Consider the following 17,845-nt stretch of genomic DNA (forward strand, 5'->3'; position numbering starts at 1 on the left):
CTGATGACCGTTCAGCCAACGACCCCGATCTCTGCCGATGCAGAACAACACATGCGTGCGGTAAAACTTCCCGCAGATCACCCGCAGGTCAAAACCGGTAAGGTTGGCGTTCTATTGGTCAATCTTGGCACTCCGGATGCGACGTCTTACTGGCCGATGCGGCGGTATTTGCAGCAGTTTTTGACAGACAAGCGTGTGATCGAGTGGCCCAAGGCTCTTTGGTATCCGATCCTTTACGGCATTGTTTTGATGACCCGTCCTGGCAAGTCAGGCAAGGCCTATGAGGAAATTTGGAACCACGAGCAGAACGAATCTCCGCTTCGCACAATCACGCGCAATCAATCTGACAAGCTGACGGACATTTTGGGAGAGCAAAATGGTCGCCTGCATGTGGATTGGGCCATGCGCTACGGGCAGCCGTCTATTCCGGATCGTTTAAAAGCACTTAAAGACGCTGGCTGTGATCGGCTCTTGGTCTTTCCGCTTTATCCGCAGTATTCTGCGTCCACTACTGCGACGGTGATCGATGAGGTGTGCCGGACCTTGATGGACCTTCGTTGGCAGCCGGCCCTTCGAACCGTTCCGCCTTATCATGATGATCCAGTTTATGTGAATGCGCTGGCAAAGTCGGTTGAGGAGCATCTGGTGGGCCTTGATTTTGTGCCCGATCAAATTCTGACGTCCTATCATGGCATCCCGCAATCGTATTTCAAACGCGGCGACCCTTACCACTGCCACTGCCACAAGACGACGCGGTTGATGCGCGAGGTCATGGGTGAGGCAGGCGAAAAGGTAAAGCTAACTTTCCAGTCTCGTTTTGGACCAGAGGAATGGTTACAACCCTATACGGACAAGACGGTAGAACAGCTTGCAAAGGATGGCGTGAAGAACATCGCAGTCATGAATCCGGGCTTCGTGTCAGATTGCCTTGAGACGCTTGAAGAAATTGCCGGTGAAGCAGGTGAGATCTTTGAAGAGCATGGGGGTGAAAACTTCACCCATATTCCATGCCTCAATGACAGCGAGCTGGGTATGGAAGTGATTGAGCACATCGTTCGCAAGGAACTCTCTGGCTGGCTCTAGGGTAAACGCCGGACTCCGAAGGTACCAGTTACGTTAGCCTTGGCTGTTAAAAGTTCCGCTGACGACTGGATATCGTCATTTTTCCAGAGCATACTCCGCCGCAAATCATTTGTTGAATTGCGACGGAGTTTGTTATGCCCGCAGATTTGCTGGGACTTGATATCTTTCTGATTGGCCTTTTGGTTCTCGTCGTTCTTGTCATCTTTTCTGGTGTCAAGACCGTGCCGCAAGGTTACAATTATACGGTCGAGCGTTTTGGTCGTTACCGCAAGACGTTGACCCCGGGTCTTAATCTCATCATTCCATTTGTGGATTCCATTGGTCACAAGTTGAACATGATGGAGCAGGTTCTGGACGTTCCCGCACAGGAAGTCATCACTCGGGACAATGCTACCATTACGGCTGATGGTGTTACCTTTTATCAGGTCGTTGACGCTGCGCGTGCGGCCTATGAGGTACTTGGTCTGGAAAACGCGATCCTGAACCTGACCATGACCAATATCCGCTCGGTCATGGGGTCGATGGACTTGGACCAGCTCCTGTCAAATCGTGATGAGATCAACGCCAAGCTGTTGCACGTTGTTGATACCGCAGCCGAGCCTTGGGGCGTGAAGATCACGCGTATTGAGATCAAGGACATTAATCCGCCGCGGGATCTTGTTGACGCGATGGCCCGTCAAATGAAGGCCGAGCGTGAAAAGCGGGCAGCCATTCTCGAAGCTGAGGGTAAGCGGCAGTCCGAAATCCTGAAAGCCGAAGGCGAAAAGCAATCGCTGATCCTAGAGGCTGAAGGCCGCAAGGAATCTGCTTTCCGCGACGCTGAAGCCCGCGAACGTGAAGCGGAAGCTGAAGCCAAGGCCACACAAATGGTCAGTCAGGCAATCGCCACCGGAGATGTTCAAGCCATCAACTACTTCGTTGCCAACAAATATGTCGAAGCGTTCAAGGAACTGGCAACCTCCAGAAACCAGAAGACCTTAATCCTTCCAATGGAAGCCTCGTCCCTGCTTGGATCGCTCAGTGGAATCGGTGAGATCGCCAAGGAAGCCTTTGGGCGAGATGGAGACAGCAACAAGTCCTCTTCTGGCCGGGTGCCGACGATGAACCGCAATGACAGCGGAGACGGCGCATGATCATGCGCTTGATTGAAGAGCTGGGTCCGTGGAGCTGGTGGCTCCTCGGACTGTTGCTTCTAGGGCTGGAAATACTGGTCCCCAGCACCTTTTTTCTCTGGTTCGGCCTGTCCGCATTTGTTGTTGGCGCATTGGGGTTTTTCACTGATTTTGCCTGGCAAGTTGATCTGGTGATCTTTCTTGTGCTGTCGCTTGCTGCCCTGCTGATTGGCCGCAAATATATGGCAAAGGGTGATGATCAGTCCGGTGATCCAAACCTGAATAAACGCGGCAGCCGTTATGTCGGTCGTCATTTCGTTTTGGCAGCACCCATCTTGCAAGGGGAGGGCAAGCTGTCCGTCGACGATACTGTCTGGAGAATTTCTGGGCCAGACCTGCCCGCTGGAACCACGGTGGAAGTCACCCAACTGGATGGTTCCAAACTGGTTGTTGACGCTGTGACGTCTGAAAATCCAACTGCTGAGAATTAGGGATTATGACCCGGTGGGATTGGTGGGGCTTCTGCTTTCAGCAGGATCTCCACCCGCCGGTTTGAGGCGAGATAAGGATCGTTCGGGAAGAGCGGTTCGGAATCAGATTTCCCGATTACAGCATAGAACTGGTTTGACGGTACCCCGTATTCCGCCAGAATTTGTCGTGCAACATTTGCGCGTTCGGCGGAGAGATCCCAACCTGTATAGGCTGGATCAACTGAACGTCCGCCCGCGGTCGTATGTCCAGTGATTTCCACCCGATTTGGCATCTGGGACAGGACAGGTGCCATTTTTGCAAGAAGGCGACGGGTTGTCTCATACGGATACTTGGAGCCTTCGCGGAACATGGATCGACCGTCCTGATCGACCAGCATGATGTTGAGGCCTTCTTCGCTTTCTTCGAGAATTATATTGCTTGAGATTTCGGTGATCTCGGGCATTTCCTGCCAGGCTTGGCGAAGGGATGCAGCAGCTGTGGCAAACTGACGAGGGCGCTCGATTTCAGCCTCTTCCGTCTCGTGCGTGTTTGCTTCCGGGCCTTGTTTACGCTTTCTGTCATGGACCTCCTCGGAAAAATCCGAATCCATGTCCTGCTCAACCTGGCTGATATCCTTCATGTATTGGCGGATCGGAATGCCTTCCACCTCGATAACACCTGTTTTTCGGGAGTTCTCCTTCACACCAAAGGCTTCTGCCATTGAGCCAGCGACGACTTGTAGTTTCTCCTTGTCCTGAATGGAGAAGGAGATGATGAGAACGAAGAAGCACACAAGCAGAGACATAAGGTCGGCAAAAGTCACAAGCCATTCTGGAGCGCCGCCGCCGCCTTCCTTTTTCTTCTTTGCCACGTGGTGTGCCTCCGGTTGGGATTAGGCTGCTTCGGCGAACTCTGCCCGAGCTTTCTCTGGCAGGTAGGCCAAAAGCATTTCCTGAATAAGAGCCGGGCTCTTGTTCTCCCGGATTTGGAGAACCCCTTCGATAATCAAGGTCTGGTTCAATTCGTCGACGTCGAACTTTGCGTCCAGCTTTTCCACCAAAGGCAGACAGAGAACGTTGGAAAGGAGCGCGCCGTAGAGAGTGGTCAAGAGCGCAACCGCCATGGACGGGCCAATTGCGGCTGGGTCGTCCATGTTGGCAAGCATCTGCACCAGACCGACCAGCGTTCCAATCATGCCGAAGGCAGGTGCTGAATCTCCAAGAGCCTTCATGACGCGCTTGCCCTCTGACAATCGGGTCAGATTGAGATCTCGCTCGCGCTCCATGGAATCCTTGATGAATTCCGTCTCGTAACCGTCGGCGATGTACTGGACACCCTTGGCGAGAACGGGGTCAGAAATGTCTACGTTCTCAAGGCCTAGTGGGCCTGACTTGCGAACAATGTCGCCGAGATTCGTGATTTCCGCAATCAGGTCGCGCGGGTTGGCGGCCTTGCCAGTGAAGGCGCATTTAAAAGCTGTGATAAAGGCCGTCGCAATGTCATTCAACTGAAACCGGATCAAGGTGGCCAACAAACCACCACCGATAACGATCAGGATTGACGGAACGTCGATGAACTGACTGAAGCTGCCGCCCAACAGGATAGCGGTCGCCACAATACCGAAGGCGCCGAGAACACCGATTAGAGTTGCTAAATCCATCAAGCACACCAAACTCGTGGGCCTAGGCCCGTTAACTGCTGATGCTTAATGTAGGTAGAACTAGGCTAATCAATTCCTAACCATAAAGAAGAAAGTGCTCTTCCAGGGTCGGATTTTTGAATTCTTCGTCAGGCAGCGCCAATTCGCAAAAGATCATGAAGATGAACGATGCCAACCGGTTTTTGTTCTTCAACAACGAAAACCGAGGTAATCGATGAACTGTTCAACAACTCAAGAATAGCCGCTGCCATCATGTCGGAGCGAATGGTTTTCGGGCCGGCCGTCATAATTTCTGAGGCCGGAAGATCCAGGAAGTCTGAGCTGATGTGACGGCGTAGATCACCGTCCGTTATGATGCCGACAAGATTTCCGGTTTCATCAGTAACGCCAAGAGCGCCAAATCCCTTTTGTGTCATCAACACGATGCCTTCACGCATCGGCGTGGAACTGTTCACAAGGGGCAAAGTCTCACCCTTGTGCATGATGTCTCGTGCATTTGTGAGGCTTGCACCGAGCTTTCCGCCTGGATGGAAAACCCGGAAATCCTGAGCTGAAAAATCTCTGCTTTCCAAAAGAGCGACGGCCAGTGCGTCGCCCATAGCCAGTTGAGCGAGGGCTGATGTTGTTGGGGCAAGACCATGAGGGCACGCCTCGGTGACCTTCGGCAGGTTTAAGACAACATCTGCGGCTCGGCCTAATGTGCTGTCCAGGCGAGAGGTTACGGCTACCAGTGGCACCTTGAACCGTCGGGCATAGGCAACAATTCCGGCGAGCTCTTGCGTTTCCCCAGACCATGACAGAGCAATGACAACATCATTTTCCATGATCATGCCAAGATCGCCGTGACTGGCTTCACTGGCATGGACAAAGAATGCTGGCGTTCCGGTGGAGGCGAGGCTGGCGGCCAGCTTTGTACCAATGTGACCGCTTTTCCCAATCCCGGACACAACAACACGGCCCTTGCTTTCTTTGATCAGGCGAACCGTGTCTGCAAAGGGTTTGGCCAGACTGTCCTTCAGAGCCGCGCGCAGTGCGCTGAGTCCCGCAATCTCTGTTTCTAGCGTTCGTTCTGCAGAAACCAGACTTCTTGATTGCAGATCATCAAGCTCGTTTTGTCCTGTTTCTGAAGTTTTCGTGGTCATGCAGGTGCTCATTTGTTCGGCTGTTTGCTTGCAGACCCATAAGGTGTTCTGAGAGGTGCTGCAAGCTGGTGCGTTTGGGTCGTTCGGATAAAGGCTATTGAATTACGTGTGTTGCAGGTGGGATTTTCGCTTTTTGCAACAGCTGGAAACAAAGCATTAACCATAGTTTGGGAAGTATTAAGGCAGAAAACCTCTTATTATATGATCCAGGACCGGAATGCCGCGCCTTTCCAAGTACTTTCTGACCGTTTGGCTTGCCATGGGCACAGCTGTGTTCGCCCAGGACGCGGGTCTGGATTTGCGTGGCTCCGTGGCAGATGACAATCTGGGTCCGCTGGCGGAAGATCAGCCGGAAGCTGGAACTGCGCAAAGAAACCCAGCTCAAGCAGATGTCGGGCTGCCCGGCGCCTCCAATACAGCCACCGAAGAAGTTGGCTCTACCGGTTTGCGATTGGGTAATCGGGCCACACCTGTGCGGCCGTTTTCTGACCGTCTGGCTGCTGTGTCGCGGATAGGCGGCAACGAGAACCAATTGGATCCTGGTGTTTATGGTGGGGACACCACCTTCGATGAAGCGCGCGGTTTGCGGGTAGGGACCTTCACTATATTCCCTGAGCTCACTCTCACGGGTGGGTGGACGGACAATCAGTCCGGCTCTGCCAATGGTGAAAGCGGTCAGCTTTACCGGATAACTCCGAACATCACAGCGACATCAGATTGGTCCCGCCATCAGCTGGATCTTGCACTGCGCGGAACTTATGTCGGTTATCCCGGATCAACTGATGATGATGAAGGTAATGTCCTTGCATCTGCTCGTTTGCGTCTCGATGTTTCAAACCGCACGACGGTCAATGGCGGTCTTGCCTATACCTACTCTCAAGAAGATGGCTCCAGCCTTGAGAGTGCCAATGGCACGGACGATGTCCACTCTATTTCTCTTGACCTTGGTGCAACTCGGGATGCGGGGCTACTTTCGGTAACCGCAAGTGGTGGTGTCGATCGGAGCATCTACACAGCAGATGATACAAATAGCGCGACCAATTCCAGCTCCAGAGACAATACGCTTTATTCCGCGAACCTGAGGCTTGATAGCAACGGTGGGGGCGTGTTGTCGCCTTTTGTTGAAGGTTCATTTTTGTGGCGCCGGTTCGACAAGACATGCAGTGACGCCATTTGTGAGGATCGGAACTCGAAGGGATATGCGCTTCGCGGCGGTGTTGTTGTTTCGTCTGGTCCCAAGCTGAACGGTGAAATTAGTGCCGGTTACCGGATTGAGGATCTGGATGATAAGCGGCTGGAGGATCTAGCGGGGCTTACCGTGGATGCCTCACTCGTTTGGTCGCCGAGCCGTTTGACAACGGTTACTGCAGGGCTCGGTACAAACTTCGATACCACAGATGTGGACGGTGCCAGTGGCTCGATCATTTATTCAGGCGATTTGCGAATCGCGCACGGATTTAGCGATCGGTTCGCAGCGGAAGCCGGGATTGGCTATGAGCTGCGTGACTATCAGGGCATTGATGTCGAAGAGCGGACGGCGACCGGCCTTTTGGGGCTGACTTACGCGATTTCCCGCAATGTCGCTTTGACAACACAATATACGCATAGACGTTTCGACAGCAGCGACAACGGAAGTGATTACACGGAAAACAGCATCGAGGCAGGCGTTCGTATTCGCCATTAAGGCTTTGGTTACCGTTTTCGTCGATTTGCTTAGGGACAGTCACGATGCTGGGGGGCACGTTACCGCGTCATGGGCACCGGGAGGCTAGTATGAATTTCAGAGTTGTTGATCCACACATGCGTCTCAGCGGATTTAAATGGTTCTCACGCCTTAAGGTGAGCCTCTTCAGCCTTGTCTTCCTGTGCACGGGCCTCCAAGCCCAAGCGGACCCGGGCTTCAATCAGTTCCTACGGGACTTCTGGCCAACAGCCCAATCGTATGGAATTCAGCCAGACGTCTACAACAAGGTTTTTATCGGCATGACGCCAGACAAGGACACACTCCGCTTGATGAACAAGCAGTCGGAGTTTGTGAAGCCAATCTGGGAGTATCTCGACAGCGCTGTCTCTGAAACACGTGTAGAGCGCGGACGAGAGTTGCTGGTCGAATACCGTGACGTTTTGGCTGCAATTGAGGCGCGTTATGGCGTGGACCGGGAAGCCGTGCTGGCGATCTGGGGCATGGAGACCAACTACGGCAGCTTCATGGGCAAGCATAACGTCATTCAGGCACTGGCGACCTTGGCTTATGGCGCACCGCGCCGCCAAAAGTTCTGGCGTAAGGAACTTTTGAAAGCGCTGGCGATTGTCCAGGGCGGGCACGTAAAGTTTGAGGATATGGAAGGCTCCTGGGCCGGAGCCATGGGCCATACCCAATTTATGCCAACCAGTTGGAATGCCTATTCTGTCGACTTTGACGGCGATGGTCGCCGCGATATCTGGACGACCATCCCCGATGCCCTTGCTTCAACGGCCTTCTATTTGAAAAAGCATGGCTGGCAAACCGGCAAGACATGGGGCTATGAGATCTCTCTGCCGCGGAACTTCGACTTCCGCCTTGCTGACGACGACACCACGCTGACACTTGGCGAATGGGCACGACGCGGTGTTGGCCGGGTGAATGGTCGTCAGTTCCCGCGTCCTTCAGACCGGGCTGTGCTCGTGATGCCAGCGGGCGTGAATGGCCCGAAGTTCCTGATGCTCAAGAATTTTTACGTCATAAAGCGGTATAATAATGCCACTGCATACGCTCTGGCCGTGGGACACTTGGCTGATCGTTTGATCGGCGGTGGGCCTTTGGCGGGCGATTGGTCTCGGGAGCATTTGCCACTGAAACGCAGTGAAGTTGCCGAGCTGCAAAACGCGCTCAACCGGAAGGGCTTTAGCGTTGGTAGCGCTGACGGAAAGGTGGGTCCTGCAACACGGCGTGGTATCCGGGCTTTCCAGCGCTCTCGTGGCTTGATCCCGGATGGGTATGCTTCTGTGGTTTTGCTGGCGAAAGTCCGTCAAGGCAGTTAAACTCGTCGGAAGTTTAACTGTTGGAGCGGATCTTGGTGGCCGGACCAAGCTTCAAATTTGAAAACCACAAAGGTGGCTGGACATTCAGCCACCTTTTGTGCGTCTTGATGCTCATAACCGCTTTTGCCGCGACCGGGTCCATTCAGAGTGCCGTTGCGCAGAGCTCCGGCGGTTCGTTCCAAGTGGCGCAGAACAATCAGGGCTTCAACCCGTTTCGTTCGTTCTTTGGTATCTTCAAAGGTAAACAAGAGCCGAAAAAAACAAAACGCAAAACCAACAGGCGTCGGTCTGCACCTGCAGTGCGGGCGGCGCCACAGGTGGTGGAGCTGCCCAAAGACCCGAATGCGGGGGTCATCCTTGTTGTTGGCGATCAAATGGCTGACGGCGTTGCCGACGGTCTTCGCCGCGTTTTGGCCGAACAGCCTGCTGTCAGGGTTGATCGGCTTATTCATAAAAGCAAGGGATTGGCTGGGATTGAGGTTCCCGATTGGTCGACCGAGATATTGTCCCGGATCCGTGGGTCAGACGTTGAGGCTGTCGTCGTCATGTTGGGTCGATATGACCGGCGTGAGCCAATGCCCGGAGATCCGCCTATCCCGTTTCTTGAGCCGGGTTGGGACACAGCTTACCTAAAGAAGGTTCAGTCCATCGTCGCTACAGTGCGCCGTGAGCGGTTGCCGATCGTTTGGGTCAGTCTTCCACCAACGGGTGCCCGCAAACGCAACGCTGATTTCTTGGCGCTGAATGATAATTACCGACAGGCTGCAGAAGATCGGCGGACACGTTTTGTCGATATCTGGGACATCTTCTTGTCCGAAAACGGCAATTACACCTCGTTTGGTCCGGATGTGGATGGTCAGCGGCGACGTTTGAGAAGTCAGGACAAGATCGGCTTCAACTGGTCAGGCAACCAAAAGGTGGCCTTCTTTGTTGAACGCGAGCTTCTTCGCTTGCTCGGCGGCTATGGAGGTTTGGCGTTTGAGGGGGTTGAAGATGACCCGAATTTCATCGTGCTGACAGGGCGGACAACCTCACCGGAAGCGGAACTTTTGGGTGGTGATGCTCGCACTGAAGATCCGGATGCAGATGGCGCCACATATGGTTTTCTGGTGCGCGGCGAGGCTTTGCCGCGGGTCGAGGGCCGGGTTGACGATACGCGATTACAATAAATCGTAGCCCAATAAAAAGCCGCCAGCGGATTCCGCTGGCGGCTTTTTCATTCGTGATTTTCATCGTTTAGCGAGGTAGGTCGCTTGATCCGGTCAGGAACTCGTCGACAGCGCGGGCTGCTTGCCGGCCTTCGCGGATTGCCCAGACAACCAGTGACTGTCCACGGCGCACATCGCCTGCAGCAAAAATCTTGTCCATGCTTGTCTTGTAGTCTTCGGTGTTGGCCTTGACGTTGGTTCGGCCATCCAGCTCCAATTTTTCTCCACTCTGGGAGACAAATGTATCGAGCAATGGACCGGAAAAGCCAATAGCCGCCAGAACGAGATCAGCACGAAGAATAAATTCAGATCCTTCGATTGGAGCGCGCTTCTCATCGACCCGAGCGCATTTTACGCCGGTCACGCGCCCTTCCTCGCCAAAAAGAGCGAGGGTGGCTGCAGAAAATTCACGTTCTGCCCCCTCGGCTTGCGAGGAAGAGGTTCGGAACTTGGTCGGCCAATACGGCCAGAAGGCCATCTTGTCTTCCTTGATCGGCGGGATCGGGCGGATATCGAGCTGTGTGACAGAAAGTGCACCCTGACGGAATGATGTGCCAACGCAGTCAGAGGCTGTGTCGCCGCCGCCGATGACAACGACGTGTTTTCCACCTGCCCAGATCGGAGCTTCACCGGTTTCCGGTTCGCCACCAACCCGGCGGTTTTGCTGTACCAGATACTCCATGGCCCAGTGGCATCCTTCCAGCTCCATGCCGGACACGCCCGGATCACGCGGGCGCTCAGCTCCAGCACACAGAATTACGGCATCATGACGATCTGCCAGGTCTTCAAGGGTTTCATTGACCCCGATGTTCACACCGTAATGGAATGTGACACCTTCAGCTTCCAGCTGTTCAACGCGGCGGTCGATATAGTGTTTTTCCATCTTGAAGTCGGGAATGCCATAACGCAGGAGGCCGCCTGCTTTCGGCTCGCGCTCATAAACGTGCACGGTATGGCCAGCCCGGGTTAGTTGTTGCGCTGCGGCCATGCCTGCAGGACCTGCGCCAATAACAGCGACAGCTTTGCCGGTTTTGATTGCAGCGGGCTGCGGGACAATCCAACCCTCAGCAAAACCCTTGTCGGCGATGGCTTGCTCAACGGATTTGATGTTAACCGGCACATCTTCCAGATTAAGCGTGCAGGCTTCTTCGCATGGGGCGGGGCAAATTCGACCCGTAAATTCCGGGAAATTGTTGGTGGAATGCAGGTTCTGCAGCGCCAGTTCCCAGTCGCCCTGATAGACAAGGTCATTCCAGTCCGGAATCTGGTTGTTCACCGGGCAACCGGTCGGTCCGTGGCAGAAGGGAATGCCGCAGTCCATGCAGCGTGCGGCTTGATTTTCAATCTCCGCCTCTTTGAGCGGGATTGTGAACTCGCGAAAATGGCGAATACGGTCTGATGCTGGCTGGTACTTTTGTTCCTGCCGGTCGATTTCCAAAAATCCGGTAACCTTGCCCAAGGTGACCTCCTCAGTTGCTTGGCTTCACTTGGAGAGCTGCCATCGGGTGCTTGAGCACCCGAGAGCTTTCCGTGTGGTGGCTTGATTATTCGGCGGCGACCATACCCAGACGCTGCTGTTCCATTTCGCGCAAGGCGCGGCGATATTCAACTGGCATTACCTTCACGAATTTCGGTCGGAAGGTTGCCCAGTCATCCAGGATTTCCTGAGCACGCGTGGAGCCTGTGTACTCGACATGCTTTTGCAGCAGTTGCCGCAAACGCTCGTCATCGTGACGGGTCATGTCGCCGGTGACGTCTACACGGCCCTTGTGCTCAATATCCCCGCCATGGTGGTGGAGCTTTTCGAGAAGATCGTCTTCTTCGGAGACTGGCTCCAGTTCAACCATGGCCAGATTACAGCGTGATCCGAAGGAACCGTCCTCGTCCAGCACATAGGCGATGCCACCTGACATACCAGCTGCAAAGTTGCGTCCAGTTTGCCCGATAACGACAACTACGCCGCCGGTCATGTATTCACAGCCATGATCGCCAACGCCTTCAACGACGGCAACTGCGCCGGAATTGCGAACCGCGAAACGTTCGCCAGCTACCCCCCGGAAGTAACACTCACCGGTCGTTGCACCGTAAAGAACGGTGTTGCCGACAATGATGCTGTCTTCCGGAACAATCCGGGTGTTTTCAGGTGGGCGAACAATAATGCGGCCACCGGAAAGGCCCTTGCCGACATAGTCGTTGGCATCGCCTTCCAGGTCGATTGTGACGCCCTTGGCAACGAACGCTCCGAAGGCCTGACCGGCAGTGCCTTTCAGATTGATCTTCAAAGTGTCGTCTTTCAGGCCTTTGCTGCCGTAACGCTTGGCGATTTCACCAGACAACATGGCACCAACAGACCGGTCGACAGAACAGATGGTCTCGTTGACGACGGTCTGTTCCTTGTTCTCGATTGCGGGCTTTGCAGCTGCGATCAGACGACGGTCGAGAATATCGTCAATCGGGTGTTCCTGGGTCATCGTCCAGCGGATGTCTTCTGCAGGAGCATCCGGCATGTGGAAGATCCGGGAGAAGTCGAGGCCCTTGGCTTTCCAGTGCTCGATGGCGGCTTCCTGATCAAGGAATTCTGTCTTGCCAATGATCTCATCGAGTTTGGCGACACCAATCGATGCTATCATTTCCCGCAGCTCTTCTGCAACAAAAAAGAAGTAGTTGACGACCTGCTCGGGAGTGCCCTTGAAGCGCTTCTGCAGAACAGGGTCTTGCGTCGCAATTCCAACCGGGCAGGTGTTGAGGTGACACTTGCGCATCATCAAGCAACCCGCTGCGATCAGCGGAGCGGTTGAGAAGCCGAACTCATCTGCGCCAAGCAAGGCACCGACTAGCACATCGCGTCCTGTTCGCAAACCGCCATCAACCTGCAGACAAACCCGTGAACGCAGACCGTTCAAAACCAAGGTCTGTTGGGTTTCCGCAAGGCCAATTTCCCATGGGCTGCCTGCATGTTTGATAGATGTAAGCGGGGATGCGCCCGTTCCGCCATCAAAACCGGAAACGGTGATATGGTCTGCCCGTGCCTTAGCCACACCGGCGGCGACTGTACCAACACCCACTTCGGACACCAATTTGACCGAGATGTCTGCAACCGGGTTCACATTTTTAAGGTCGTAGATCAGCTGAGCCAGATCTTCGATGGAATAAATGTCGTGGTGCGGTGGTGGTGAAATCAGACCCACACCCGGTGTTGAATGGCGTACCTTTGCGATCACGGCATCGACCTTGTGACCGGGCAACTGACCACCTTCACCAGGCTTTGCACCTTGGGCCACTTTAATCTGGATCATATCGGAGTTGACCAGATATTCAGTGGTGACCCCGAAGCGACCGGACGCGACCTGTTTAATAGCCGAGCGTTGCGGGTTTGTTGATCCATCTGGTAGCGGATTAAAGCGCTCTGGCTCTTCGCCGCCTTCACCAGTGTTCGACTTGCCGCCAATCTGGTTCATGGCAACGGCCAGCGTGGAGTGCGCTTCCTTGGAAATCGATCCAAAGGACATCGCCCCTGTGCCGAACCGCTTGACGATGTCTTGCGCGGGTTCGACTTCGGAAATGTCGATGGGCTTGCGGCCCAACTCATCGGCTGACTTGATGCGGAACAGACCGCGGATCGCAAAACGACCGCTCTCTTCATTCACTGACTTGGCAAACTCGCGGTATTTCTCCGGCAGATTGGAGCGAACCGCATGTTGGAGATGAGCGATGGAATCCGGCGTCCACATGTGGTTTTCACCGCGGATCCGATAGGCATATTCGCCGCCAACTTCCAGAGACCGCTTGAGAACATGAACGTTGCCAAAGGCTTCGTTGTGGCGGTCGACGGTTTCCTTGGCAACTTCATCAAGGCCGATGCCTTCGATCATGGTTGCCGTGCCGAAGAAGTATTTTTCAACGAATGTGTTTGACAGGCCGATAGCGTCAAAAATTTGAGCGCCGCAATAGGACTGGTAGGTCGAAATGCCCATTTTGGACATGACCTTCAAGATGCCCTTGTCGATCGACTTGATGTAGCGATGGACAACCTCGTCCGCGTCCACTTCTTCCGGGAACTCAGTGTCGGCATGCATGGACAGGAGCGTCTCGAAGGCAAGATACGGGTTGATCGCTTCAGCGCCATAACCTGCCAGAACACAGAAGTGATGAACTTCACGTGCTTCGCCAGTTTCAACAACCAGACCGACAGATGTCCGAAGACCTTTGCGGATGAGGTGATGGTGGACTGCTGCGGTTGCCAAAAGGGCCGGGATTGCGATCCGGTTCCGCGAGATCATGCGGTCAGACAGGATGATGATGTTGTCACCATCACGCACGGCTTTTTCAGCACGTTCGCACAGACGCTCGAGAGCGCCTTCCATGCCACCTGCACCCTTTTCGGAGTTATAGGTGATATCCAGCGTTTTAGCGGAGAACTGGTTGTCGCCAATGTCGCCAATAGCCCGGATTTTCTCCAGATCTTCATTGGTCAAGATCGGTTGGCGAACTTCCAGACGCTTGGACGTGGAGGCGCCTTTAAGATCAAAGATGTTCGGGCGTGGGCCGATAAACGACACCAGGCTCATGACAAGTTCTTCGCGGATCGGATCGATCGGTGGGTTGGTCACCTGCGCGAAGTTTTGCTTGAAGTAAGTGTAAAGTGGCTTCGATTTGTCAGACAGGGCAGACAGCGGAGTGTCAGTGCCCATAGAGCCGATGGCTTCCTGACCAATTGTCGCCATGGGCTGCATCAAAAGTTTGATGTCTTCCTGACTGTAGCCAAAGGCTTGTTGGCGGTCGAGCAGGCTTTCGCCGGCAACAGGGGCCCGGCCCCGCACACCCGGCATGTCTTCCAGAACGATCTGCGAGCGGTGCAGCCAGTCTTTATAAGGATTGGCCGTGGACAAATCGCGCTTGATTTCATCATCAGAAATGATGCGACCCTGCTCAAGATCAAGAAGCAACATTCGGCCCGGCTGTAGGCGCCATTTCTGAATGATCTTTTCTTCTTCAACCGGCAGAACGCCGACTTCAGACGACATGATGACAAAGCCATCGTCGGTGACGATATATCGGGCAGGGCGCAGGCCGTTCCGGTCAAGCGTTGCGCCGATTTGACGGCCATCGGTAAAGGCTACGGCAGCTGGACCGTCCCACGGCTCCATGAGCGCTGCGTGATATTCGTAGAAGGCGCGACGGTTGCTGTCCATTAGCGGATTGCTGGCCCAGGCTTCCGGGATTAGCATCATCGCTGCATGTGCCAGCGAGTATCCACCCATGACAAGGAACTCGAGCGCGTTGTCAAAGCAGGCTGTGTCCGACTGGCCTTCGTAAGAAATCGGCCAGAGCTTGGAAATGTCCGAGCCAAGCAAGTCGGATGAGACGGACGCCTGACGTGCGGCCATCCAGTTGACGTTGCCGCGCAGAGTGTTGATCTCGCCGTTATGGGCAACCAGCCGGTAGGGGTGAGACAGATCCCAGGACGGGAATGTGTTGGTGGAAAAGCGCTGGTGGACGAGTGCCAGTGCTGAAACAAAACGGTCGTCGCTCAGGTCTTTATAATAGGCACCCAGCTGATAGGCGAGGAACATGCCTTTGTAGACGATCGTGCGGCTGGATAAGGATACGATGTAGAAGCCGTGCTTCACTGCATCAGTTTCAGCGCGAACCTGATTGGAAATCACCTTGCGCAGAACATAAAGGCGTCGCTCGAGCGCGTCCTGATCTTCGTCGCTGCGGCGCTGGATGAACAGCTGCTTGGAGACAGGTTCCGTTGCCGCAATATCAGGTGTTTTGGAAAGGCTGGAATTGTCGACCGGAACTGTCCGCCAACCGATCAACGTATGGCCTTCCTGCTCGATGACCCGAGAAACGATCTCTTCGCACTTGGCCCGAAGGGTATCGTCTTGCGGAAGAAAGAAAAAGCCAACACCGTAGGCACCCTCTTCCGGCAGCTCTGTTCCGGCTGCTGCCAGATCTTCCTTGAAGAATGAATGCGGGATCTGCACGAGCATGCCCGCGCCGTCGCCCATCAACGGATCGGCGCCGACCGCACCGCGGTGAGTCAGGTTTACAAGAACCTTGAGACCATCAGCGACAACCTTGTGGGATCGCTCGCCATTCATGTGGGCCACGAAGCCCACACCACAGGCATCGTGTTCACGTGACGGATTGTAGAGCCCTTTTTCGGCGGCCAGATCAAGGCGAGTTCGCAGGGCTGTTTTCGGCGTTGTTGCCGTTTTGCCCGCGTTCCTCAAGCCCATGCCGGTCGTCAGCTCGTGTTTCGTCATGTGTGCGCCCTCAAATGTCTTCGCCACCTCCTTTACAGCGTCGGGTCCCGTTCGGGTCGCGTTTTTTCAAAAACGCGGCTCGTGCGACACCCTGGCCGTTGGCCGTGGCTTTGCCGAAGTATGTAACGTTTCGCCGCTCCCAGGCGAAGCGCTCCCTTTGACGCAGCGAACATTTTTTCGCTGCCGGAAAACGTATTTCCCCACGGCCCCGCCGGAAAATCGGCAATTTGCCATGCACTCGATTATTAATCTTCAACTGTCACCCATCTTGAGAACGGGTGTGTAAAAGGGACAGTGATCCTGTCCTATTCCGAGCTGGCGGACAATGCCATGTTTCACGCATCGGGGCAAGGGTGTTTATTCGCGCGCGAATTATACTTATTCCAATGCCGCGTGCCTATTATTTCTTATTAGTCGATTTGACTGGCTTTTGGGTAATAAAATTGCGCGCCGCTTCGTCGCTCACTTTTTGCTCGCAGGAATGTCAGCTGCTTTTATTTCCAATCCGTGACGAGAAGTTCCAGATTTGTGATTGTGGCAATTGCCCATGTGTGCATTGCTACCCAGAGTTCATACTTCCATGGAGGAGACTGTAATGAAAAACAAAGCCATGTCCGCCGCCGTTGTTGCTGGTGCTGTCGCAACAGCTGTCGCCGGTTTGACCGCATCTGCCCCTGCTCACGCTCAGGCAAAAGAAAAGTGCTACGGCATCTCGTTGAAAGGTCAAAACGACTGTGCAGCGGGTCCGGGAACGACATGCGCCGGGACGTCCACCGTTGATTACCAAGGCAACGCCTGGACGCTTGTTCCAAAAGGTGACTGCGTGAAATACGGTGTTGATGGTAGTGATTTTGCACTTCCGGATGGCCGTAAAGGATCCTTGGAAGAGCTGGACCGTGATCTTCCGAAGGCTTGATTCTCAAGTCTTGTCTTTTGAGTGAGAGGTGCGCTTCTCACTCAAGGCCCTGTTAAACATCTGGAGATGATGATGGGCACCCTTGGAGCACATTACCCTGCCTTTGCACGACCGCTGCGCGCAGGTGTCGGGCTGAAACTGGAACACCTGCCTGAAATCTTGACGCAGAAAGATCAGGTCGGTTTTTTTGAAGTCCATGCGGAAAACTACATGGGCGCCGGAGGTGCATCGCACCGGGCTTTGGATGTTATTCGACAAGCCTATCCGCTATCTCTGCACGGTGTCGGTTTGTCTATCGGCGGGGAAGGTCCGCTTGATGAAGCGCATCTTTCTCGTTTGCGTGATCTGAACCAACGGTATGAGCCTTTTCTGTTTTCTGACCATCTGGCTTGGTCGACGCATGATACCTCTTATTTCAACGACCTTTTGCCGGTGCCTTACAACAAAATCACCCTGTCTCGTGTCTGTGAGCATATCGACCGCGTGCAGGAGGTTGTTGGGCGGCAGATGTTGCTCGAAAACCCCTCGACCTATGTCGCGTTTGAACAATCCACGATAGGGGAGATCGACTTCCTTAAAGAGATTGTGCGGAAAACCGGGTGTGGTCTTTTGCTGGATGTGAACAACGTCCATGTGTCTTGCACCAATCAGGAATGGGATGCTGAGGCCTATCTGGAGGCATTTCCGATGCAGCATGTTGGCGAAATCCATCTAGGTGGGCATGCGCCAGATGTAGACGATGTAGGACGCCCGCTACTCATTGATGCACATGATCGTGAGGTTGATGCCGCTGTGTGGGCACTTTTTGAAAATGTGATAGCCCGGGTTGGGCCAATCCCCACACTTGTTGAATGGGACAATGATATTCCGGCTTGGGACGTTCTGGTTTCCGAAGCTCAGGCTGCTGACTCGATTTTGGACAGAGCTGTTCGCGCTCAAGATCTGAAACAGGTCGGGTAG

General features: G+C 54.3%; 13 protein-coding genes. 8 read left to right on the plus strand and 5 right to left on the minus strand.

What is annotated here, in order from left to right; translation table 11 throughout:
* The first annotated feature begins 3 nt into the window (after window positions 1–3).
* From hemH to TRICHSKD4_RS13710, 3 genes are all read left to right on the plus strand, one after another.
* Complete coding sequence (gene hemH, locus TRICHSKD4_RS13700; RefSeq protein WP_040616920.1) at window positions 4–1,083, plus strand: ferrochelatase; 1,080 nt, start codon at window positions 4–6, stop codon at window positions 1,081–1,083.
* Between the two features lie 134 nt (window positions 1,084–1,217).
* Window positions 1,218–2,216 (plus strand): SPFH domain-containing protein, encoded by a 999-nt coding sequence (locus TRICHSKD4_RS13705; protein WP_009467589.1) that lies wholly within the window; start codon window positions 1,218–1,220, stop codon window positions 2,214–2,216.
* On the plus strand, window positions 2,213–2,686 hold the full coding sequence (locus tag TRICHSKD4_RS13710) for an NfeD family protein (protein ID WP_009467590.1): 474 nt from the start codon (window positions 2,213–2,215) through the stop codon (window positions 2,684–2,686). The genes TRICHSKD4_RS13705 and TRICHSKD4_RS13710 overlap by 4 nt, the downstream gene beginning before the upstream one ends.
* Here the strand turns inward: TRICHSKD4_RS13710 and TRICHSKD4_RS13715 are convergent.
* The 3 genes from TRICHSKD4_RS13715 to TRICHSKD4_RS13725 form a co-directional block, all read right to left on the minus strand.
* Window positions 2,683–3,537: a flagellar motor protein MotB gene (locus TRICHSKD4_RS13715; RefSeq protein ID WP_009467591.1), complete on the minus strand. Its 855-nt coding sequence runs from the start codon at window positions 3,535–3,537 to the stop codon at window positions 2,683–2,685. The genes TRICHSKD4_RS13710 and TRICHSKD4_RS13715 overlap by 4 nt on opposite strands.
* A 21-nt stretch (window positions 3,538–3,558) precedes the next feature.
* On the minus strand, window positions 3,559–4,326 hold the full coding sequence (locus TRICHSKD4_RS13720) for a motility protein A (RefSeq protein WP_009467592.1): 768 nt from the start codon (window positions 4,324–4,326) through the stop codon (window positions 3,559–3,561).
* A gap of 128 nt (window positions 4,327–4,454) precedes the next feature.
* Window positions 4,455–5,468: an SIS domain-containing protein gene (locus TRICHSKD4_RS13725; protein ID WP_009467593.1), complete on the minus strand. Its 1,014-nt coding sequence runs from the start codon at window positions 5,466–5,468 to the stop codon at window positions 4,455–4,457.
* 217 nt (window positions 5,469–5,685) lie between these two features.
* Between TRICHSKD4_RS13725 and TRICHSKD4_RS13730 the strand changes: the two genes are divergently transcribed.
* From TRICHSKD4_RS13730 to TRICHSKD4_RS13740, 3 genes are all read left to right on the plus strand, one after another.
* The gene (locus tag TRICHSKD4_RS13730; protein WP_009467595.1) at window positions 5,686–7,152 is read left to right on the plus strand and encodes an outer membrane beta-barrel protein; all 1,467 of its coding nucleotides are present in this window, start codon (window positions 5,686–5,688) and stop codon (window positions 7,150–7,152) included.
* An 89-nt stretch (window positions 7,153–7,241) separates the two neighbouring features.
* Entirely contained in the window at window positions 7,242–8,489 is a 1,248-nt protein-coding gene (locus tag TRICHSKD4_RS13735; protein WP_009467596.1) for a lytic murein transglycosylase, read from the plus strand.
* 35 nt (window positions 8,490–8,524) lie between these two features.
* Window positions 8,525–9,658: a GDSL-type esterase/lipase family protein gene (locus TRICHSKD4_RS13740; protein WP_208993097.1), complete on the plus strand. Its 1,134-nt coding sequence runs from the start codon at window positions 8,525–8,527 to the stop codon at window positions 9,656–9,658.
* 67 nt (window positions 9,659–9,725) lie between these two features.
* On the opposite strand, the gene TRICHSKD4_RS13745 is transcribed toward TRICHSKD4_RS13740, so the two are convergent.
* A complete protein-coding gene (locus TRICHSKD4_RS13745; protein WP_009467598.1) occupies window positions 9,726–11,156 on the minus strand; it encodes a glutamate synthase subunit beta in 1,431 nt (476 codons plus the stop codon).
* Window positions 11,157–11,241: 85 nt separating this feature from the next.
* Window positions 11,242–15,969: a glutamate synthase large subunit gene (gltB, locus tag TRICHSKD4_RS13750; protein ID WP_009467599.1), complete on the minus strand. Its 4,728-nt coding sequence runs from the start codon at window positions 15,967–15,969 to the stop codon at window positions 11,242–11,244.
* A 595-nt stretch (window positions 15,970–16,564) separates the two neighbouring features.
* Here gltB and TRICHSKD4_RS13760 point away from each other — a divergent pair.
* Both TRICHSKD4_RS13760 and TRICHSKD4_RS13765 read left to right on the plus strand, forming a co-directional pair.
* Window positions 16,565–16,885 (plus strand): DUF2282 domain-containing protein, encoded by a 321-nt coding sequence (locus TRICHSKD4_RS13760; RefSeq protein WP_009467600.1) that lies wholly within the window; start codon window positions 16,565–16,567, stop codon window positions 16,883–16,885.
* A gap of 72 nt (window positions 16,886–16,957) precedes the next feature.
* Window positions 16,958–17,845 (plus strand): DUF692 family multinuclear iron-containing protein, encoded by an 888-nt coding sequence (locus TRICHSKD4_RS13765; protein ID WP_009467601.1) that lies wholly within the window; start codon window positions 16,958–16,960, stop codon window positions 17,843–17,845.

This window comes from Roseibium sp. TrichSKD4 (assembly GCF_000148725.1).
Lineage (GTDB): Bacteria > Pseudomonadota > Alphaproteobacteria > Rhizobiales > Stappiaceae > Roseibium.